The organism is Bacteroides sp. BFG-606, assembly GCF_024788145.1.
GTDB lineage: Bacteria > Bacteroidota > Bacteroidia > Bacteroidales > Bacteroidaceae > Bacteroides > Bacteroides vicugnae.
Genome location: NZ_JANUIL010000001.1, coordinates 499923 through 517500, shown reverse-complemented (window position 1 = coordinate 517500; position 17578 = coordinate 499923). Strand labels below are relative to the sequence as shown.

Here is a 17578-nt window from a genome sequence, read left to right as displayed (position 1 = left end):
TGACCCTAACAATCACCCGTTGAACATGTTGGGTACTATTTACAAAGGTGGTATCATCGTACCTATTATCCAGACATTGTTGTTAACTGTACTTGCTTTGAGCATCGAGCGTTATTTTGCTCTTCGTTCTGCTTTCGGTAAAGGTTCATTGGCTAAGTTTGTAGCTAATATCAAAGACGCTTTAGCTGCAGGTGACATGAAGAAAGCACAGGAAATCTGTGACAAACAACGTGGTTCTGTTGCTAACGTAGTAACTTCTACTTTGCGTAAGTATGAAGAAATGGAAAAGAACACTGCTCTTCCTAAAGAACAGAAGCTGTTGGCTATCCAGAAAGAACTTGAAGAAGCTACTGCTTTGGAAATGCCTATGATGCAACAAAACCTTCCGATCATCGCTACTATCACTACTTTGGGTACATTGATGGGATTGCTTGGTACTGTAATCGGTATGATCCGTTCATTTGCTGCTTTGTCTGCTGGTGGTGGTGCCGACTCTATGGCTTTGTCACAAGGTATCTCTGAAGCTTTGATTAACACTGCTTTCGGTATCTTGACTGGTGCATTGGCTGTTATCTCTTACAACTATTACACTAACAAAATCGATAAATTGACTTACGGACTCGACGAAGTCGGATTCTCTATCGTGCAAACTTTTGCTGCTACTCACTAATTCTGCGAACCCTTATAAAATCTATTATTAATCATGGGTAGAGCGCAAATTAAAAAAGAAAAGTACGTTCATAGATATGACAGCTATGAGTGACGTTACTGTATTGCTTCTGACTTTCTTTATGTTGACTTCAACATTTGTGAAGAAAGAACCAGTACAAGTTACCACTCCGGCTTCCGTATCGGAAATCAAGATTCCGGAGACGAATGTACTCCAGATTCTGGTTGATCCGGAAGGAAAAATATTTATGAGCCTCGACAAGCAGCAGGATATGCAGGCTGTATTGGAGAGCATGGGTGAAGAGTATGGCATTAAGTTTACTCCGGAACAGGAGAAGAGATTTATCTTGTCTTCTACTTTTGGAGTACCTATCAGAAGTATGCAGAAATATCTTGATCTCCCGGAAGATCAACGGGATAAGATCTTAAAGAATGAAGGTATTCCATGCGATAGTGTTGACAATCAGTTTAAATCGTGGGTACGTAATGCACGTACTGCTAACGCTGATCTACGCATTGCTATCAAGGCAGACGCTACGACTCCATACTCAGTGATAAAGAACGTTATGAACTCACTTCAGGATTTGCGGGAAAATCGGTACAATCTGATTACTTCTCTCAAAGCAGAATCTGAAAATTAAAAAGGAGGAAATACAATGAGTGCTGAAGTACAAGAGAGCGGCGGAAAAAGAGGAAAAAGCAAGCAAAAGAAAATATCTGTCCGGGTGGACTTTACACCGATGGTGGACATGAACATGTTGCTGATTACTTTCTTTATGCTTTGTACCACACTGAGCAAACCTCAGACGATGGAGATAAGCATGCCGAGTAATGACAAAGATATAACTGAACAACAAAAGAGTATGGTGAAGGCTTCACAAGCAATTACGTTATTGCTGGGAGCTGATAACAAACTCTATTATTACGAGGGAGAACCTAATTATAAGGATTATACCTCGTTGAAAGAAACTAGCTACGGCGCAGATGGACTGCGTGCCGTACTTCTTCAGAAGAATGCTGTTGCTGTCAATAAAGTAAGGGAATTGAAGCAGCAAAAACTTGATCTAAAGATCACGGATGATGAATTTAAGAAGCAGGTTTCTGAGATAAAGAGCGGAAAGGATACACCGACCGTAATTATCAAAGCTACTGATGATGCTTCTTATATGAATCTGATTGACGCGCTGGACGAAATGCAGATATGTAATATTGGTAAATATGTGATAACAGATATCGCTGAAGCTGATGAATTCTTGATTAAGAATTACGATGCGAAAGGTGGATTGTCACAGAACTTAGCCGATAATTGATGTAACACCTAAAAAAGAAAAGTAAAATGGCAAAATTAGATTTAGCTTCTTCGGAATGGTGTCAACTGATTTTTGAAGGCAAAAACCAAGCATACGGCGCATATAGACTGCGTGCCAATTCAACAAAACGACATAATGTCGCTATGTTGATTGTAGTGGTCATAGCAGCGGTTGGATTTAGTATCCCTACACTGCTTAAGTTGGCAACTCCGGAGCAGAAAGAAGTGATGACAGAAGTAACTACTCTGTCAAAATTGGAAGAACCTGAAATCAAACAGGAAGAGATGAAACGCGTTGAACCGGTGGCACCTCCTCCCCCTGCATTGAAGAGTTCTATCAAGTTTACAGCTCCTGTCATCAAGAAAGATGAAGAAGTGCATGAAGACAATGAAATCAAGAGCCAGGAAGATTTGAATGCTACCAAAGTATCTATCTCCATTGCCGACGTAAAAGGTAATGACGAGGCTAACGGTAAAGATATCGCAGACCTTAAGCAGGTGGTAACACAGGCTGCACCGGAACCGGAAAAGGTTTTCGATATGGTAGAACAGATGCCGACTTTCCCCGGTGGACAGTCTGAATTGATGGCTTACCTGGGTAAGAATATCAAATATCCGACTATTGCACAGGAGAATGGAACACAAGGTCGCGTTATTATACAGTTTGTTGTGGAACGTGATGGTTCTATTTCTGACGTACATGTGGCTCGTGGTGTAGACCCTTATTTGGATAAGGAAGCTGTTCGTGTGGTAAAAAGCATGCCGAAATGGCTCCCTGGTAAGCAGAATGGAAAAGCGGTACGTGTGAAGTTCACCGTTCCGGTAATGTTTAAACTACAGTAAAGAATGATGAAGAGACAATTAAGGCTGATAGGAATTGTTGTGTTAGCGACGTTGAGTGCTTGTAACTCAAAGTCAAAAGGACCGACGGATACTTATTCTTCCGGTGTGGTATCTATCGCAGCGGATGAGAGTTTTGAACCTATCATACAAGAAGAGATAGAGGTGTTTGAAAGCCTTTACCCTTTGGCCGGGATTGTCCCTCGCTACACAACTGAAGTGGAAGCGATAAATTTACTTCTGAAAGACAGTGTCCGGTTGGCTATTGCAACCCGGACACTGACTAAGGAAGAAATGAATTCATTCCACAGCCGTAAGTTTTTCCCTCGCGAGATAAAATTGGCTACGGATGGTCTGGCATTGATTGTGAATCGTGCTAATCCGGATTCTTTGTTGAGTGTACGTGATTTCCGCCGCATCCTTACCGGTGAAGTGAAAAACTGGAAAGAGGTAAATCCGAATTCCCGTTTGAAAGGGATTCAGGTGGTGTTCGATAATAAGAACTCCAGTACCGTACGTTTTGCAATGGATTCAATCTGTGGTGGAAAAGAGTTGGCTGAAGGTAACGTCAGTGCCTTGAAAACCAACCAGCAGGTGATAGATTATGTAGCGAATAATCCCGATGCTATGGGAGTTATTGGAGTAAACTGGTTGGGGAACCGCAGTGATACAACCAATCTTTCTTTTCGCGAAGAGATCAGAGTGATGTCAGTGAGTGCAGAGGATGTAGCAACTCCTGCTAACAGTTATAAACCTTATCAGGCTTACTTGTTTTATGGTAACTATCCGTTGGCACGATCTATTTATGCATTGCTGAATGATCCTCGCAGTGGGCTGCCTTGGGGATTTGCTTCTTTTATGACATCCGACAAAGGGCAGAGGATTATATTAAAATCCGGACTTGTTCCGGCTACTCAGCCGGTACGTATTGTCCACGTGAAAGACGAATAATAACTAAAATTAGAGACTATAATGAAAAGAGTACAAATGTTTTTGGCTGGAGCGTTTATAGCAGTAGGGTCGCTCTATGCGCAATCATCTGATGCCGAATGGCAGGCCGGGGTTGCGAAATTGAAAGAAACTATTCAGACGAATCCGGCACAGGCTGCTGAAGAAGCTGAGCATCTGATTAAAGGAAAAAATAAGAAAAATGTGGAATTGCTGGTAGCTATTGGAGATGCATATCTGAATGCTGACAAGATTCCAGAAGCGCAGGAGTATGCAGCTCTTGCCAGAAAAGCGAATGGTAAATCGGCTCTTGCTTCTGTATTGGAAGGAAATATTGCCGTAAAACAGAAAAATGCGGGTCTGGCTTCTCAAAAGTATGAGGAGGCAATTTATTTCGATCCGAAATGCACGGAAGCTTATCTGAAATATGCAGATATTTATAAATCAGCCAATGCAAGTCTTGCCATTGAGAAGCTGAACCAATTGAAGGAACTGGAACCGTCCAACACAGCTGTAGATAAAAAATTAGCCGAGATTTACTATTTAAAAAATGATTTTAATAAAGCGGTAGAGGCTTATGCGAATTTTGCAATGGGACCTACTGCTACGGAAGAAGATTTGGTGAAGTATGCTTTTGCTCTATTTTTGAACCATGATTTTGATAAATCACTCGAAGTAGCTAATATGGGATTGCAAAAGAATGCCCACCATGCTGCGTTCAATCGTTTGGCAATGTATAATTATACTGACCTGAAGCGTTTTGATGAAGCGTTGAAGGCTGCAGATGTCTTCTTCAAGGAATGTGATAAAGCCGATTATTCATATTTGGATTATATGTATTATGGACATCTGCTGGAGAGTCTGAAAAAATATGATGATGCAGTGGTACAATATGAGAAAGCGGTAAAGATGGATCCGACAAAGACGGATTTATATAAGAATATCTCTTCTGCATACGAACAGAAGAATGATTATAAGAAAGCAATCAGTGCTTACCAGAAATATTATTCATCTCTTGATAAAGAAAAACAGACTCCGGACTTACAGTTCCAGTTTGGTCGACTTTATTACGGTGCTGGTACGCAACCTGATTCATTAGCAATCACTGTTGAAGAACGCAAGCAAGCGTTAATGTCCGCCGATTCTACTTTCCATGCAATTGCAGAAGCAGCGCCGGACAACTATTTGGGTAACTTCTGGAGAGCTCGTGCCAATTCAGCACTTGACCCTGAGACAACTCAAGGACTTGCGAAACCTTTCTATGAGGAAGTGGCCGCTTTATTGGAAAGCAAAAACGATCCTCATTACAATTCAGCTTTGGTTGAATGCTACAGTTATCTTGGATATTACTATTTGTTAGCTATCGAAAATCCGGCATTGAAAGCGGAAGCAAAGGCTAATAAAGATAAATCCATCGAATACTGGAGTAAAATTCTGGCTATAGACCCCGCTAATGCTACTGCTAAAAGGGCATTGGACGGCATCAAATAGTGAATAATTTTAGTTGTTTGTCGTGACAGGAGGAGTGGAGAGTGATCTTAGCTCCTCCTTTTTTTGTACTTTTTTCTTCTTTTCTATTGGAATATTCAAAAGATTGTCTACTTTTGTGGTGTACTATTACACTAATACACCTAAAGAACATTATTCATTAAACAGAAATACTATGATTACAGTAGAAAATCTTTCATTTACTTATCGTAAATCGAAGCGTGCGGTACTACATGATTTTTCGCTTTCGTTCGAATCCGGCAGGGTATATGGACTGTTGGGAAAGAATGGCGCGGGAAAATCTACTCTTCTCTATCTGATGTCCGGCTTGTTGACTCCTAAAAACGGTAAAGTGATGTTCCACGATACAGATGTGCGCCGTCGGTTGCCGGTTACTTTGCAGGATATGTTTTTAGTTCCCGAAGAATTTGAGTTGCCTTCGGTTTCTTTGGTCAGCTATATTGAGTTGAACAGTCCTTTTTATCCTCGTTTCAGTAAGGAAGAGATGATCAAATATCTTCATTATTTTGAGATGGATATAGATATTGATCTCGGAGCGCTTTCTATGGGGCAGAAAAAGAAAGTGTTCATGAGTTTTGCGCTTGCTACGAATACCTCTCTTTTGTTGATGGATGAACCGACCAACGGGCTGGATATTCCCGGCAAAAGTCAGTTTCGTAAGTTTATAGCATCAGGTATGTCGGACGATAAAACGATTGTGATTTCCACGCATCAGGTTCGTGACATAGACAAAGTGCTCGATCATGTGTTGATTATGGATGACAGCCGTGTGTTGCTGGATGAGTCGACAAGTAATATTTGCGACAAACTTTTCTTTGTGGAGAGTGATGATCGGGAATTGGCCAAAAGTGCACTTTTTGCAATTCCTACTATTCAGGGTAACTACCTGATCCTTCCTAATGAAAAGCAGGACGAGTCGGAACTAAACCTGGAACTTCTTTTTAATGCTACACTGGCTACTCCTGAAGAGATTGCCCGATTGTTTCACACTCAAAAATAAAAGACGATGATAAAAGATACTTTTTTCAGTTTGCCTCGTTTTATAAATCTCTGCCGTAAGGAGATGGTGGAGAATTGGAGATCGAATGTGCTTCGTATGGTGTTGATGTATGGAGTGATGGCAGTGGTAATGGTTTGGAATGGATATTTTGAGTATAGAGGTACTTATAATTATCAGGAGGATCCGGCGTGGGTATTTCTTCTTGTCACTTTTATCTGGGCTTTGTGGGGATTCGGCTGTTTGAGTGCTTCGTTTACAATGGAAAAGATGAAAACGAAAACGAGCCGTACTTCCATGTTAATGATTCCGGCAACTCCTTTCGAGAAGTTTTTCTCCAGATGGTTTGTATTTACGGTTGTGTATCTGGTTGTTTTCCTGATATGTTATAAGTTGGCGGACTATACGCGCTTTGCTGTCTATTCTTTAGCCTATCCGGAGAAGGATTTTATTACTCCTGTCGACTTGTCACATTTGGTTGGTGATGAAAAATATTATACTTTATGCAGGCGAGGGTTGGAATTTGGAGCGCTGATATCAGGGTATTTCTTTGTTCAATCCTTATTTGTGTTAGGTAGCTCTATTTGGCCTAAGAATTCTTTTTTGAAAACATTTGCATCGGGAACGATTATAGGCATAGTATATTTTTTAGTGGCTGCTTTGGTGAGTAGGGGGTTGTTGGAAGGCAGTAACAAGCACTATTCAGGAGGCGTATTGGAGTCACAGGAAGTTGTCATGTGGATCGTAATTGGCGTCGGCATCTTTTTTGCGTTGGTGAATTGGACACTGGCTTATTTCCGCTTTAAGGAGTCTGAAATTATTAATAGAATGTAATACCTTAACCTATGAATTTTAAAGAAAGTAAAGCTATTTATTTACAGATTGCAGATAGAATCTGTGATGAGATATTGCTGGGGCAATATCCGGAAGAGGAGCGGATTCCTTCTGTCAGAGAGTATGCTGCCATTGTGGAGGTGAATGCTAATACGGTGATGCGTTCCTTTGACTATCTTCAGGTACAAAATATTATTTATAATAAACGTGGCATAGGGTATTTTGTAGCTTCGGGAGCAAAGGAATTGATTCATTCTCTCCGTAAAGATACCTTTTTGAAGGAAGAATTGGACTATTTCTTTCGTCAGTTGTATACGCTTGATATACCGATAAAAGAAATAGAGACAATGTATCATGAGTTTATAAAAAAGCAGAAATAGAATAAAGACGAAATATTATGAAACGTACTACTTATATATTTATAGGCCTTCTCGTTTCCGGATTGATTGTAATTGTGGCAACTATTATTTTCATATTTATGTCGGGGAAGCCGTATCAGGAAGATGGAGCCTTTTTGGGTAATGAACAGGTGAAGATGGATTTGAATGGCATACATGTTATAAAGGTGTTTACCAGCCAGGATGGAGTACCTGAAACGAGACGTGTGTTTATTAGCGGCGAAATGAAAATAGGATCTACTGCCGCTTCGTCAGGGAAAGAACAGGTTTCATATCCCAAAGGGGACTATTTGAATGTTACCCAAAAGGATGATACTTTGTTTATGAAGTTAGATCTTAATGTGAACAATAGTCCGGAAAAGTATCGGGACAGAGATTATATCTTTGTGAGTGGTTTTGATGTGAGTTTGGCTGTGGATTCGCTGGCCAGTATCATTGCTGATGCAGAAGGCTTGAAATTGAATCTGATAAATGTTGAAACAGATTCATTGTTTGTTCGTGGTAATCGTTATAACATATCATTGGATTCTTGCCGACTTGGTTCGTTTGATATTCAGGGAAATGGACTGGACTTTCATGCAAAAGATAGTAAAATTGAAAACTTCTATTTGAATTTGGATGGTGTATGGAGATGGACATTTGAGAATACGGAAGTGGGGACGGAATATCTGAGTGGCAGCGATCGTCACTCTAATGATCTGCAGAAAGGAGAATGTAAGCGGGTGGTCTGGACACCTCTGACAGAAGATGCACGTTTGCAGGTGAATGTAAGAGAGGAAGCGGTGATTATGATAACACCGGAATAAACAGGAATAAGTATGAAGAGATCAAATATGATACGGATTACTAGACAGTATCTAAACTAAAAAGGAGCAATAATGGATTTTAAAGTGCCTCCTAAAAGTAAGATGAAAAACTTTTAGGGGCACATTTATTCCGTTATTGCTCCTTTTAATAGATGAGGTTATATAGTCAAATTACAGCGCTTTCTTCAGAGTGAAGCAGTCGATATCCGGTGCCCAGTTATAACTATTACCCATGCGAATAGTGTTGTATCCGGCTTTTAATTCGACGGGAACTGTGATTTGGTTATGACCATTATCCTCTCCTAGAGAGTCGATTTTGGTAATGATGCCGTTTACGTCCAGTTCTATTTGTCGTCCTTTGCCATATAAATAATGGATGGTCATATCATAGCGTCCGCCATCTTCGCTATATACTTCCCGCCATTCGGCATAATTTTCCGGTTGTCCGCCAAGGAAACCTACTTTCATTTTGCCGGAGGCTTCCTTATCATGGGCATAAAGAATACCTTTAGGATTTTTGCCAAGGTCATTGAAAAGAGGTAAATAAGCCCATTCCGCTTCGTACAAGGTCGGTTCCAAGCGTGTTTCACCTTCTATGCGGAGAAACATGGCACTGTGTGCAGGAAGCGTTTGTTCGAAGGTACCGGAGAAGTTTCCTAAATCACTATGTTTTACCAGATCACGTACTTTTACGTTTCCTCCAAATTCCAGTGAAGAGAACGGCACGGAGAAACTGAAGATGGTATCGGAAGGATTGTAAAGAGCTACTGCACGTACATTCCCACGTTTCTGTTCAATATCTTTAACGAGTACATAGCCTTCATTTTCATGCTGCACTACATAGGCCTGCAAGCCCAGCGGATCTTGGTTGAGGGCAATCAGTTCTTTATTAGTCAGCAGTTCGAGCGAAGAATCCGGTATGTTTTCCAGATTGCATCCGATAAGCAAAGGAGAGCTCATGATACACCATAAACCGAAATGAGCTTCTTCTTCTGTCTGAGTAAGACCTTGTCCGCCTACTTTACTGTCGTTACGGAATCCGATGACCATCATATCCATGTCATTATAATGTCCGTTTCCGGCATAGGCTGACAGGTAGAGATTCTTTCCTACTACATATCTTAATGATCCCCAATGTGCATTAATATCTCCACTGATACGCCAGGAAGTTGCTGCATCTTTAGCCCAAGTGCCCGGAAAAGCCCATCGGCAGATGTTGATGGAAACATCTTTGTTTACTTTGTCTATACTGTTCCGGATGGAAGTGTATCGTTCCTTTTCATTAAGTCCCAGCGCATCTCCTCCGCAATAATCAATTTTGATAAAGTCGAAACCCCAGTCGCCAAAGTACAATTGGGCGTCTTGCGATTCGTGTCCATAGATACCAGCTCCTATACCTGCTGTATCATTGTCCCACATGGAGCCACATGTGCTGTTGCCCGCATCGGTATAGAGACCGGCTTTCATTCCCAAGCTGTGAACGTAATCCGCAATCGGTTTCATCCCATTCGGGAAACGTTGTTCGTGGGTATGCATAATCCCGTTGTCATCGCGCTTTCCGAAATAGCCGTCATCAACATTGACATAATGATATCCGGCATCTTTCAGACCTTTTTTCACCATCAGGTCGGCTTGATGCTTGATGATGTCTTCGCTGATATCTACACGAAATGCATTCCATGAACTCCATCCCATGATGGGAGGATTGACTGTCTTCTCATTCTCGGAAAGGATAGTTTGAGTCTTTGTGCAACTGATGCACATAAAAGAAGCTACTGCTACTGTAAAGAGATAAATCCTGTTTTTCATGATATAATAGGTTGTGTTTTATTACATATCCGTCCTGAATTTGTTCAGGTGACTGAATAGAAATAAAGGGCAACTTACTGTACTCCAGAAAGTTACCCTTTATTTTTGTCGGAATGAGGCGACTCGAACGCCCGACCCCTACGTCCCGAACGTAGTGCGCTACCAACTGCGCTACATTCCGATTGCTTAAGAAGTGGTGCCACCAGGAATCGAACCGGGGACACAAGGATTTTCAGTCCTTTGCTCTACCAACTGAGCTATGGCACCTTTCTCGTTTGCGGGTGCAAAGATAAGTATATTTTTTAATACCGCAATAACTTAAGGGGAAATTTTTACCAATTTTAGACTCGTAGAAATATAAATGCATTTTTGCTAGAATAAATATGTAGATAAACAGCTGTTTGTGCGACATATTTTATAAATTTACGGACTGAAACGATCAAAACAATATAAACACTCTATTACTATGTCATTACTGGCGATTATTGTTATAATAGTTTTGTTAGCTGCCTTCATTTATATGTGGGCAAAGTGTCAGTCACTCCAAAAAGAGGTGTATTTGAAGGAAAACAAAGAGAATGAACTTAAAAAGTTGGCTCTGGTTTTGCAGAACATCAATGCTTACTTTTTATTGATTGACAAAGATTTTGTAGTTTGTGATACCAATTATTATTCTTTGAACCATCTTCCAGTTCAGGTAGGTGGAGTTACAAAAAGAGTAGGGGATTTGCTGCATTGTAGAAATGCGATTGCAGCCGGTGAATGTGGTCAGCATGAACAATGCAAACTATGTTGTATCCGTGCGTCTATCGGTAAGGCTTTTTGCAAGAAAGCAAGTTTTAAAAATCTGGAAGCTTCCATGAAGTTATTGAGTGAGGATGAAACGAAAGTGACTCCTTGCGATGTATCGGTATCGGGTACTTATTTGAATATTCATGGCGAAGATTATATGGTGTTGACTGTTTATGATGTGACGGAGCTGAAAAATGCGCAAAGGCTACTGTCTATTGAAAGAGAACATTCTGTTTCTGCCGATAAATTGAAATCTGCCTTTATTGCTAATATGAGCCACGAGGTACGTACACCGCTAAATGCGATTGTCGGATTTTCGGGTTTGATGGTATCGGCTTCCAGTGAAGAGGAACGAAAAATGTATGCTGATGTTATTGCAGAGAATAATGAACGCTTGTTGCGCCTAGTGAATGATATTTTTGATCTTTCTCAAATAGAATCGGGAACAGTAGATTTTGTTTATACAGATTTTGATGCCAATGATTTACTAAGAGAGTTGGAGGGAATTTTTAAAACGAAATTGAATAACTCGTCGGTGGAATTGGTTTGTGAGGCACACATACAACCTATAATGATGTATTCGGAGCGGGAACGTATCATTCAGGTATTGTCCAACCTATTACATAATGCAATGAAATTCACCGAATCGGGTGAAATTCGTTTTAGTTGTAGCCAGAAAGGAACGGAAGAAGTTTGTTTTGTTGTGTCCGATACAGGCATTGGCATACCGGAAGAGGAACAGAAAAAAATATTCTCACGTTTCATAAAACTCGATCGTGAAATGCAGGGGACAGGACTTGGGCTGACTCTTTCACAAACGATCCTCCAAAATCTGGGTGGAAGTCTCGAACTTGATTCGGAAATTAACCGGGGATCTACTTTCAGCTTTGTGTTGCCACGGGTGATAAAGCCGGAACGGATAAAGCCACAGGCAATAAAATAAGATTCTTCAATCGACAGGTATTGTATCGATTAAATGATGGGGAACATACTTCTAAATAAGAAGGCTGGAGAAAATCCCCTAAAATAAATCACCCTCACTACAACCGTGGAGTGCATCCCAAAGGTTTTATAACTGACTTTAGGGGAGCACTTCACTGTAGTGAGGGTAATTTTATAAGTTCAAGGCTGTTTGAACAACCTCTTATTTTTTTGTGAACAGGATGGACACTTAGTCTTTACGACTTAGGTGCATCCTTATCTTTGTCTCCGGTTCCCGGAGATGCTTTGCCGGAAGTAGAATTTCCACTGGATGTAGCAGAACTGCTGTTTGATGGAGTAGCACCGGAGGCGGTGGCACCAGAGGATGCCGCATCAGAAACTGCTGCATTAGGAGCGGTTGCACCGGGCTTAGCTGTACTTGTCCCGGTTGCGCCTCCTGTATGTACAGAAGTTGCGGTAGGACGGGCAGCATTAGTGTTATTTGCACTGACATTGACAGTGGCTGGTTGAGCTTGAACTTCCCAGTGGAACGGTTCGAAATTGGAGTTAGGATCTACCCAAGACGGTTTCTTGGAAGCGTAGATAATAAACGGAGCAACAACAACGATAATAGCACCGATAATCAGTACGGAGAACCAAACGGTGTTGCTACCTGTAGAGATCTGGCTGGGCGGGATGAAGCTGAGGATAAAGGCAAGTAATGATCCGCAGAAACCAAGGCCACCGACAAACCACATCAGACCGTTGCCGGATTTACCGATACGGAACGGACGGTTGAGTTTCTTCATCTTATAACGCAATGCGATAGCTCCGGAGAACATCAACAAGTACATAATCAGATAAAGAATAACTGTCAGCTGTGACAGAATCTGATAGAAGCTCTGTACGGACGGCATGACAACGAACAACAGACTTAATACAGTTACAGCGATACCTTGTACGAACAGGATATTCTTCTGTACACCCAGTTTGTTTGTTTTCTGGAAGAACGGAGGCATATATCCGGCTTTGCCTACGGCAAATATACCTTTTGACGGACCGGCAACCCATGTTAATACACCAGCCAGTACACCAAATGCAAGGGCGACGGCAATGATTGGTGACAACCAGGAAGCATGGATATACTTGAAATAGTTGTCGAAACCGACAAGCAGACTTTGAGTCAGGTTGATATCTTTTGCAGGGATAATCACACCTAATGCAAAAGTACCCAAAACGAAGATCAACACTGTGATAAGTGCACCGATGAATACGGCTTTCGGATAATTTTTAGAAGGATTCTCTACGTCTTTTACGTGGATACCCCCCATTTCCATACCGGCATAAAACAAGAAGATACTGGCAGCAAGAACGACATTGTCAAAGTTGGTAAAGTCGGGGAAGAAGCTGCTATTGAAATCCATATTGGAATGTCCGCCGCTTGCCAGATAAATGATTCCCAAGATAATCAGCAGGGCAGCCGGGATAATTGTACCGACCATACCACCGACTTTGGCAACTTTACCTACCCAGCTCATACCTTTCAGGGAAATGAAAGTAGCCAGCCAGTAGATGATAAGTACTACGACGAGCGTATAATACTTATTGTTTGCCAGTGACATGTCATGTACGTCATTCATTCCGATGAAAGCGATAGATACGGCACCAAACGTTAACACTGTCGGATACCAGATCGTACTTTCGATCCATTGTACCCAAATGGCGAGGAATCCCAGCTTTTTGCCGTAGGCTTCGCCTACCCACCGGAACACACCACCCTGTTTATCCTGAAACATCGCCGCCAATTCGGCTGCAACGAGCGATGTAGGGATTAGAAAGACAATAGCTGCAAAAAGATAATAGAAGGCCGAACTCATTCCATATACGGCCTCGGCTGGTAGTCCACGCAAGGATACTACTGCCGTAACATTCATGATAGCCAGGGTAAACACGCCTAGCTTCACTGCATTTTTAATATTCGCCATAAGTTAAGGTTTTAAGTGAAAAATATTTTAAAGTCAGTGTTATAACAACATTTTGCGTGAGATGTTTCCGCAATCTCTTTCAAAGTTCGTTAATTAACATCCCCGAAATGGGAGATTGTAATCCCGGATTTACTTCTTCCGAAACAATCGCTTTCTTCGATTGTTTCTAAACCATCTAAATAATATATGAATCATTTTATTATAAACTAAGTAGTTATGAAATCAGCGCTTTCAGATTTTATTTCCGGGAAAAAGGGAATCTATGGTATTCTTCACATTATTATATTAATAATGTCCCTATTCCTGGTTATCAGTATCTCGGTGGATACTTTTAAGGGAATTCCGTTTTATACACAGTCTTCGTACATGAAAGTACAGCTATTTATCTGTCTTTGGTTTCTTTTTGATTTTGTATTGGAGTTCTTTCTGGCAAAACATAAGGGACGTTATTTGCGGACGCATTTTATCTTTTTATTGGTGGCGATTCCTTATCAGAATATTATCGCTTATTATGGGTGGACATTTTCGGATGAGATCACCTATCTGCTCCGTTTCATTCCTTTATTGAGAGGAGGATATGCACTTGCCATTGTGGTCGGCTGGTTGACTTACAACCGGGCTTCGAGCTTGTTTGTTTCTTACCTGACGATGTTGCTGGCAACAGTCTATTTTTCCAGTCTGGCATTTTTTGTGTTGGAGCATCGGGTGAATCCTTTGGTGAATGGTTATGGAGATGCTTTGTGGTGGGCTTTCATGGATGTCACTACCGTCGGCTCGAATATCATAGCGCAGACGGTGACCGGACGTGTACTTTCCGTTTTGTTGGCTGCTTTAGGCATGATGATGTTTCCTATCTTTACGGTTTATATAACCAATCTGATTCAGCAATCCAACAAACGTAGAAAACAATATTACGAGGAGGAGGAACAACAGAAAAAGGCTTCCGCACAAAAAGAATTGGTGGAAAAAGCAGCCGTGCAAAAAGCAAGTACATAATAATGTGCTTGCGGATAAGGGCAAGAACAATAGTATTCGTTACTAAATGAATGAACTCCACCTTGTCCCCCCCAAAAAAAAAGGTATGGGGAATAGAAAAAGGTTACTATCGGGAGATAGTAACCTTTACCTTTCTTATAAAAGAGATAGAGAGAGTTTTTAGTCAACAACGGTGATGTGGTTGTTGCTAAATACATTCAATTCCAGCTTGTTCATGATGTATTGAATAGCTAACTGCGCTTTCACGGAGTTGCCCGAACCATCCAAAGGAGGAGCAAATGCGGCAATACCGAACTGTCCGGGCAGAACACCCATCACACCGCCACCTACACCTGTTTTAGCAGGAATACCGGAAGTATACATCCAGTCGCCGGTATGTTCGTAGAAACCTACTGCGGCAATCATGGCAGTGATCTTGGGAGCTAGTGCGGCATCAAAAACCTCTTTTTTAGTCACAGGGTTCACACCACCGTTGGCGATTGTACCAGCTGCAATGGAAAGCTGCAATGCGGTAACTCCCAATGAGCATTGGCGGGTGTAAAGGTCTAATGACATATCCGGGTCATCATAAATCCGGTTGTAATTCTTCAGCAGCCATGCGATAGAACGGTTGTTGAAGTTGGTGCCCGATTCAGATTTGTACAATTCATCAATCAGTTGCGGGGCACTTCCGCATAGGTCTGTCACATTTCCTACGATGGCCTCCCATTTCCCGGCAGAGTCTCCGATAGGTTTCACCATGCTGCAGGCAGAAATGGCTCCGGCGTTTACCAGCGGAGTAGACGGATGGTCGTTCTCCAGCAAGATAGCGATGATTGAATTGAAGGGCAAGCCTGTTGCATCCGCTCCAATCTTGTCCAGGATTTCTTTAGCACCGTATTGGCGCAGTGCCAGGATAGCCGTATGCACTTTGGATACGGATTCTATACCGAAGCGATAGTCAGTGTCTCCCACATGGATGGTCTGCCCGTTGAGCAGGCAGACACTGATTCCAAAGAGATCCTTGTTGACATTTGCCAGATAAGGAATATAGTCGGCATTCTTGCCGCCGGTATTGGTCTTTACCTGATCGTATGCCTCCTGTACCACTTCTTTCAATTGAGCGAGTGTTACTTTTTTATCCATAGATCCTTTTATTTTTTTACGGTTTTACGGCGACCACCGTGGTTGAACATCTTGGCTTCTACCGGAAGATTCTTTTCTTGAGCCATGCGGGTAGGAGTCGGATATTCCAGTTTTTCCAGTTCGGCGATGGCATTGTTGATGTCGCCCAGAAGCATATCTGCCATGTCGCGGCTGAATCCCTGACGAACAACGACACGCATCACTACATAATCTTCCAGTTTAGAAGGCAATGTGTAAGCAGGAACCATCCAACCGTGTTGAGACAATTTGTCTTGCAAATCATACAAAGTCCATTTGGCGTTCTTTGCATATTCCGGTTTCATATACCAGATGAATAGTGGGTTCACGACATCTTCGGAGTAGTTGACGAATGGAACCATCTTAGCTATTTCGCTATGGATATATTTGGCTATTTGCAGAGAGTTGTACTGCACTTCTTTGTAACCCTGGAATCCTAAACGGATGAATTGATAATATTGTCCCAGAATTTGTGCGGCCGGACGAGAGAAGTTCAAACCTACCTGTGTAATGTTGGCTCCCAGATAATTGACGCTGAATGACATTTCTTCGGGCAGATATTCTTTGCCTTTCCAACAAACCCATCCGAGTCCCGGATATACCAAACCAAACTTGTGGCCCGATACACTGATAGAAAGTACCCATTTCAAACGGAAGTCCCATTTCTTTTCCGGATACAGGAACGGAAGGATGAAACCACCACTGGCGGCATCTACGTGGATAGGAATGTCATAACCGGTCTTGGCATTGTAAGCATCCAGAGCTTTGTCCAATGCTTCGACATCATCATTCAGTCCAGTCCATGTAACACCTTGAATCGGTACGATACAGATGGTGTTTTCATCACACATTTTCAGAGCTTCTTCGGGGTCAAGAGTGGTTTTTTCAAGTGTCAAAGGCACTTCACGCATTTCGATCTGCCACAACTGTGCAAACTTTTCCCAAACAACCTGGAAACCTGTAGAAATAACAAAGTTTGGTTTATCAAACGGTTTGCCCTGTGCTTGTCTTTTCTTACGCCAACGCAACCAGGCAGCTACACCACCCAACATACATGCTTCTGAAGAACCGATAGCCAAAGCACCTGTTTTCCAAGTCTCTTTTTCAGGAGAGTTCCACAAGTTGGCAACGATGTTGATACATTTGCCGTTCATCACAGCGATACGCGGATATTCTGTTTCATCAATGTAGTTGATGTTGATGGCCTCATTCATCAGCTTGGTAGCATATTCGTCCATATAAGTGGTAACGAAAGTAGCCAGATTCAAACGGGGCTGAGTTTGAGCAAATGTTTCATCTTTCACCATTTGATAGGCGACTTCAGGAGTAGTAGGTCCATCAGGTATTTTCTCTACCGGAGAGGGTTGTAACATTCTGTCTGAACCAAATACATCGGTTTTTGCATCACCTTTTCTGAAATTTAAATCTTCCATACTAATTTGTTTTTTTTTAAAGGTTTAGGGCGATGGGGATTTTCCCCGTCGAATTTCCCACAACAACAGCAGATAGGTTTGAAAGTTTCCGGCTTTTACATTATTTGGCGTTTATTAAGGGGGGGGCCTGCACGGAAGAACTTCCCGGGATGCTTTTAAAGCAATGAAGCCCGGATATACGTTTTTTGA

At 41.8% G+C, this 17578-nt stretch carries 15 protein-coding genes, 2 tRNA genes and 1 pseudogene (1 of these 18 running past the window's edge); 12 read left to right on the top strand and 6 right to left on the bottom strand.

Going from position 1 to position 17578, the window contains the following annotated elements:
* From NXV01_RS02030 to NXV01_RS01985, 10 genes and pseudogenes are all read left to right on the top strand, one after another.
* On the top strand, window positions 1-670 hold the 3' portion of the coding sequence (locus NXV01_RS02030; RefSeq protein ID WP_148367038.1) for a MotA/TolQ/ExbB proton channel family protein. 128 nt of this gene lie to the left of the window's left edge; only the last 670 of its 798 coding nucleotides appear in the window; its start codon lies beyond the left edge, outside the window; its stop codon occupies window positions 668-670.
* Between the two features lie 33 nt (window positions 671-703).
* A pseudogene (locus tag NXV01_RS02025) lies at window positions 704-1310 on the top strand (ExbD/TolR family protein).
* 15 nt (window positions 1311-1325) lie between these two features.
* Complete coding sequence (locus NXV01_RS02020) at window positions 1326-1979, top strand: biopolymer transporter ExbD (protein WP_122138839.1); 654 nt, start codon at window positions 1326-1328, stop codon at window positions 1977-1979.
* 26 nt (window positions 1980-2005) lie between these two features.
* Window positions 2006-2821 (top strand): energy transducer TonB, encoded by an 816-nt coding sequence (locus NXV01_RS02015; protein ID WP_148367039.1) that lies wholly within the window; start codon window positions 2006-2008, stop codon window positions 2819-2821.
* A gap of 3 nt (window positions 2822-2824) precedes the next feature.
* Window positions 2825-3769, top strand: coding sequence for a PstS family phosphate ABC transporter substrate-binding protein (locus NXV01_RS02010; protein WP_148367040.1), 945 nt, complete (start codon window positions 2825-2827; stop codon window positions 3767-3769).
* 21 nt (window positions 3770-3790) lie between these two features.
* Window positions 3791-5257: a tetratricopeptide repeat protein gene (locus NXV01_RS02005; protein WP_259021636.1), complete on the top strand. Its 1467-nt coding sequence runs from the start codon at window positions 3791-3793 to the stop codon at window positions 5255-5257.
* Between the two features lie 172 nt (window positions 5258-5429).
* On the top strand, window positions 5430-6275 hold the full coding sequence (locus NXV01_RS02000; RefSeq protein ID WP_148367041.1) for an ATP-binding cassette domain-containing protein: 846 nt from the start codon (window positions 5430-5432) through the stop codon (window positions 6273-6275).
* 6 nt (window positions 6276-6281) lie between these two features.
* Window positions 6282-7106: a hypothetical protein gene (locus tag NXV01_RS01995; protein ID WP_148367042.1), complete on the top strand. Its 825-nt coding sequence runs from the start codon at window positions 6282-6284 to the stop codon at window positions 7104-7106.
* A gap of 11 nt (window positions 7107-7117) precedes the next feature.
* A complete protein-coding gene (locus NXV01_RS01990) occupies window positions 7118-7486 on the top strand; it encodes a GntR family transcriptional regulator (RefSeq protein ID WP_004296279.1) in 369 nt (122 codons plus the stop codon).
* 17 nt (window positions 7487-7503) lie between these two features.
* A complete protein-coding gene (locus NXV01_RS01985; protein WP_195649943.1) occupies window positions 7504-8310 on the top strand; it encodes a hypothetical protein in 807 nt (268 codons plus the stop codon).
* A 171-nt stretch (window positions 8311-8481) separates the two neighbouring features.
* On the opposite strand, the gene NXV01_RS01980 is transcribed toward NXV01_RS01985, so the two are convergent.
* The 3 genes from NXV01_RS01980 to NXV01_RS01970 all read right to left on the bottom strand — a co-directional run bounded on the left by NXV01_RS01980 (window position 8482) and on the right by NXV01_RS01970 (window position 10386).
* Window positions 8482-10119: an alpha-galactosidase gene (locus tag NXV01_RS01980; RefSeq protein WP_259021635.1), complete on the bottom strand. Its 1638-nt coding sequence runs from the start codon at window positions 10117-10119 to the stop codon at window positions 8482-8484.
* A 108-nt stretch (window positions 10120-10227) separates the two neighbouring features.
* Window positions 10228-10300, bottom strand: a tRNA-Pro gene (locus tag NXV01_RS01975).
* A 13-nt stretch (window positions 10301-10313) separates the two neighbouring features.
* Window positions 10314-10386: transfer RNA gene (locus tag NXV01_RS01970), tRNA-Phe, on the bottom strand.
* A 199-nt stretch (window positions 10387-10585) separates the two neighbouring features.
* Here NXV01_RS01970 and NXV01_RS01965 point away from each other — a divergent pair.
* Window positions 10586-11854, top strand: a complete 1269-nt coding sequence (locus tag NXV01_RS01965) for a cell wall metabolism sensor histidine kinase WalK (protein WP_259021634.1) — start codon at window positions 10586-10588, stop codon at window positions 11852-11854.
* A 235-nt stretch (window positions 11855-12089) separates the two neighbouring features.
* Here the strand turns inward: NXV01_RS01965 and gadC are convergent, their stop codons facing one another.
* Window positions 12090-13817 (bottom strand): putative glutamine/gamma-aminobutyrate antiporter GadC, encoded by a 1728-nt coding sequence (gadC, locus tag NXV01_RS01960; RefSeq protein ID WP_195649939.1) that lies wholly within the window; start codon window positions 13815-13817, stop codon window positions 12090-12092.
* A gap of 216 nt (window positions 13818-14033) precedes the next feature.
* Between gadC and NXV01_RS01955 the strand changes: the two genes are divergently transcribed.
* The gene (locus NXV01_RS01955; RefSeq protein WP_259021633.1) at window positions 14034-14813 is read left to right on the top strand and encodes a potassium channel family protein; all 780 of its coding nucleotides are present in this window, start codon (window positions 14034-14036) and stop codon (window positions 14811-14813) included.
* Window positions 14814-14972: 159 nt separating this feature from the next.
* Here NXV01_RS01955 and glsA read toward each other — a convergent pair whose 3' ends face one another.
* Both glsA and NXV01_RS01945 read right to left on the bottom strand, forming a co-directional pair.
* Complete coding sequence (gene glsA, locus NXV01_RS01950; protein ID WP_259021632.1) at window positions 14973-15938, bottom strand: glutaminase A; 966 nt, start codon at window positions 15936-15938, stop codon at window positions 14973-14975.
* 8 nt (window positions 15939-15946) lie between these two features.
* Window positions 15947-17389: a glutamate decarboxylase gene (locus NXV01_RS01945; RefSeq protein WP_148367048.1), complete on the bottom strand. Its 1443-nt coding sequence runs from the start codon at window positions 17387-17389 to the stop codon at window positions 15947-15949.
* Window positions 17390-17578: the final 189 nt, after the last annotated feature.

What these genes read in the sequence shown, in the direction of transcription:
- NXV01_RS01985 (WP_195649943.1), top strand. Translation starts at nt 7,504, where the DNA reads ATGAAACGTACTACTTATATATTTATAGGCCTTCTCGTTTCCGGATTG.
- NXV01_RS01995 (WP_148367042.1), top strand. Translation starts at nt 6,282, where the DNA reads ATGATAAAAGATACTTTTTTCAGTTTGCCTCGTTTTATAAATCTCTGC.
- NXV01_RS01980 (WP_259021635.1), bottom strand. Translation starts at nt 10,119, where the DNA reads ATGAAAAACAGGATTTATCTCTTTACAGTAGCAGTAGCTTCTTTTATG.
- NXV01_RS01965 (WP_259021634.1), top strand. Translation starts at nt 10,586, where the DNA reads ATGTCATTACTGGCGATTATTGTTATAATAGTTTTGTTAGCTGCCTTC.
- gadC (WP_195649939.1), bottom strand. Translation starts at nt 13,817, where the DNA reads ATGGCGAATATTAAAAATGCAGTGAAGCTAGGCGTGTTTACCCTGGCT.
- NXV01_RS02020 (WP_122138839.1), top strand. Translation starts at nt 1,326, where the DNA reads ATGAGTGCTGAAGTACAAGAGAGCGGCGGAAAAAGAGGAAAAAGCAAG.
- NXV01_RS01955 (WP_259021633.1), top strand. Translation starts at nt 14,034, where the DNA reads ATGAAATCAGCGCTTTCAGATTTTATTTCCGGGAAAAAGGGAATCTAT.
- NXV01_RS01990 (WP_004296279.1), top strand. Translation starts at nt 7,118, where the DNA reads ATGAATTTTAAAGAAAGTAAAGCTATTTATTTACAGATTGCAGATAGA.
- glsA (WP_259021632.1), bottom strand. Translation starts at nt 15,938, where the DNA reads ATGGATAAAAAAGTAACACTCGCTCAATTGAAAGAAGTGGTACAGGAG.
- NXV01_RS02015 (WP_148367039.1), top strand. Translation starts at nt 2,006, where the DNA reads ATGGCAAAATTAGATTTAGCTTCTTCGGAATGGTGTCAACTGATTTTT.
- NXV01_RS02000 (WP_148367041.1), top strand. Translation starts at nt 5,430, where the DNA reads ATGATTACAGTAGAAAATCTTTCATTTACTTATCGTAAATCGAAGCGT.
- NXV01_RS02005 (WP_259021636.1), top strand. Translation starts at nt 3,791, where the DNA reads ATGAAAAGAGTACAAATGTTTTTGGCTGGAGCGTTTATAGCAGTAGGG.
- NXV01_RS02010 (WP_148367040.1), top strand. Translation starts at nt 2,825, where the DNA reads ATGATGAAGAGACAATTAAGGCTGATAGGAATTGTTGTGTTAGCGACG.
- NXV01_RS01945 (WP_148367048.1), bottom strand. Translation starts at nt 17,389, where the DNA reads ATGGAAGATTTAAATTTCAGAAAAGGTGATGCAAAAACCGATGTATTT.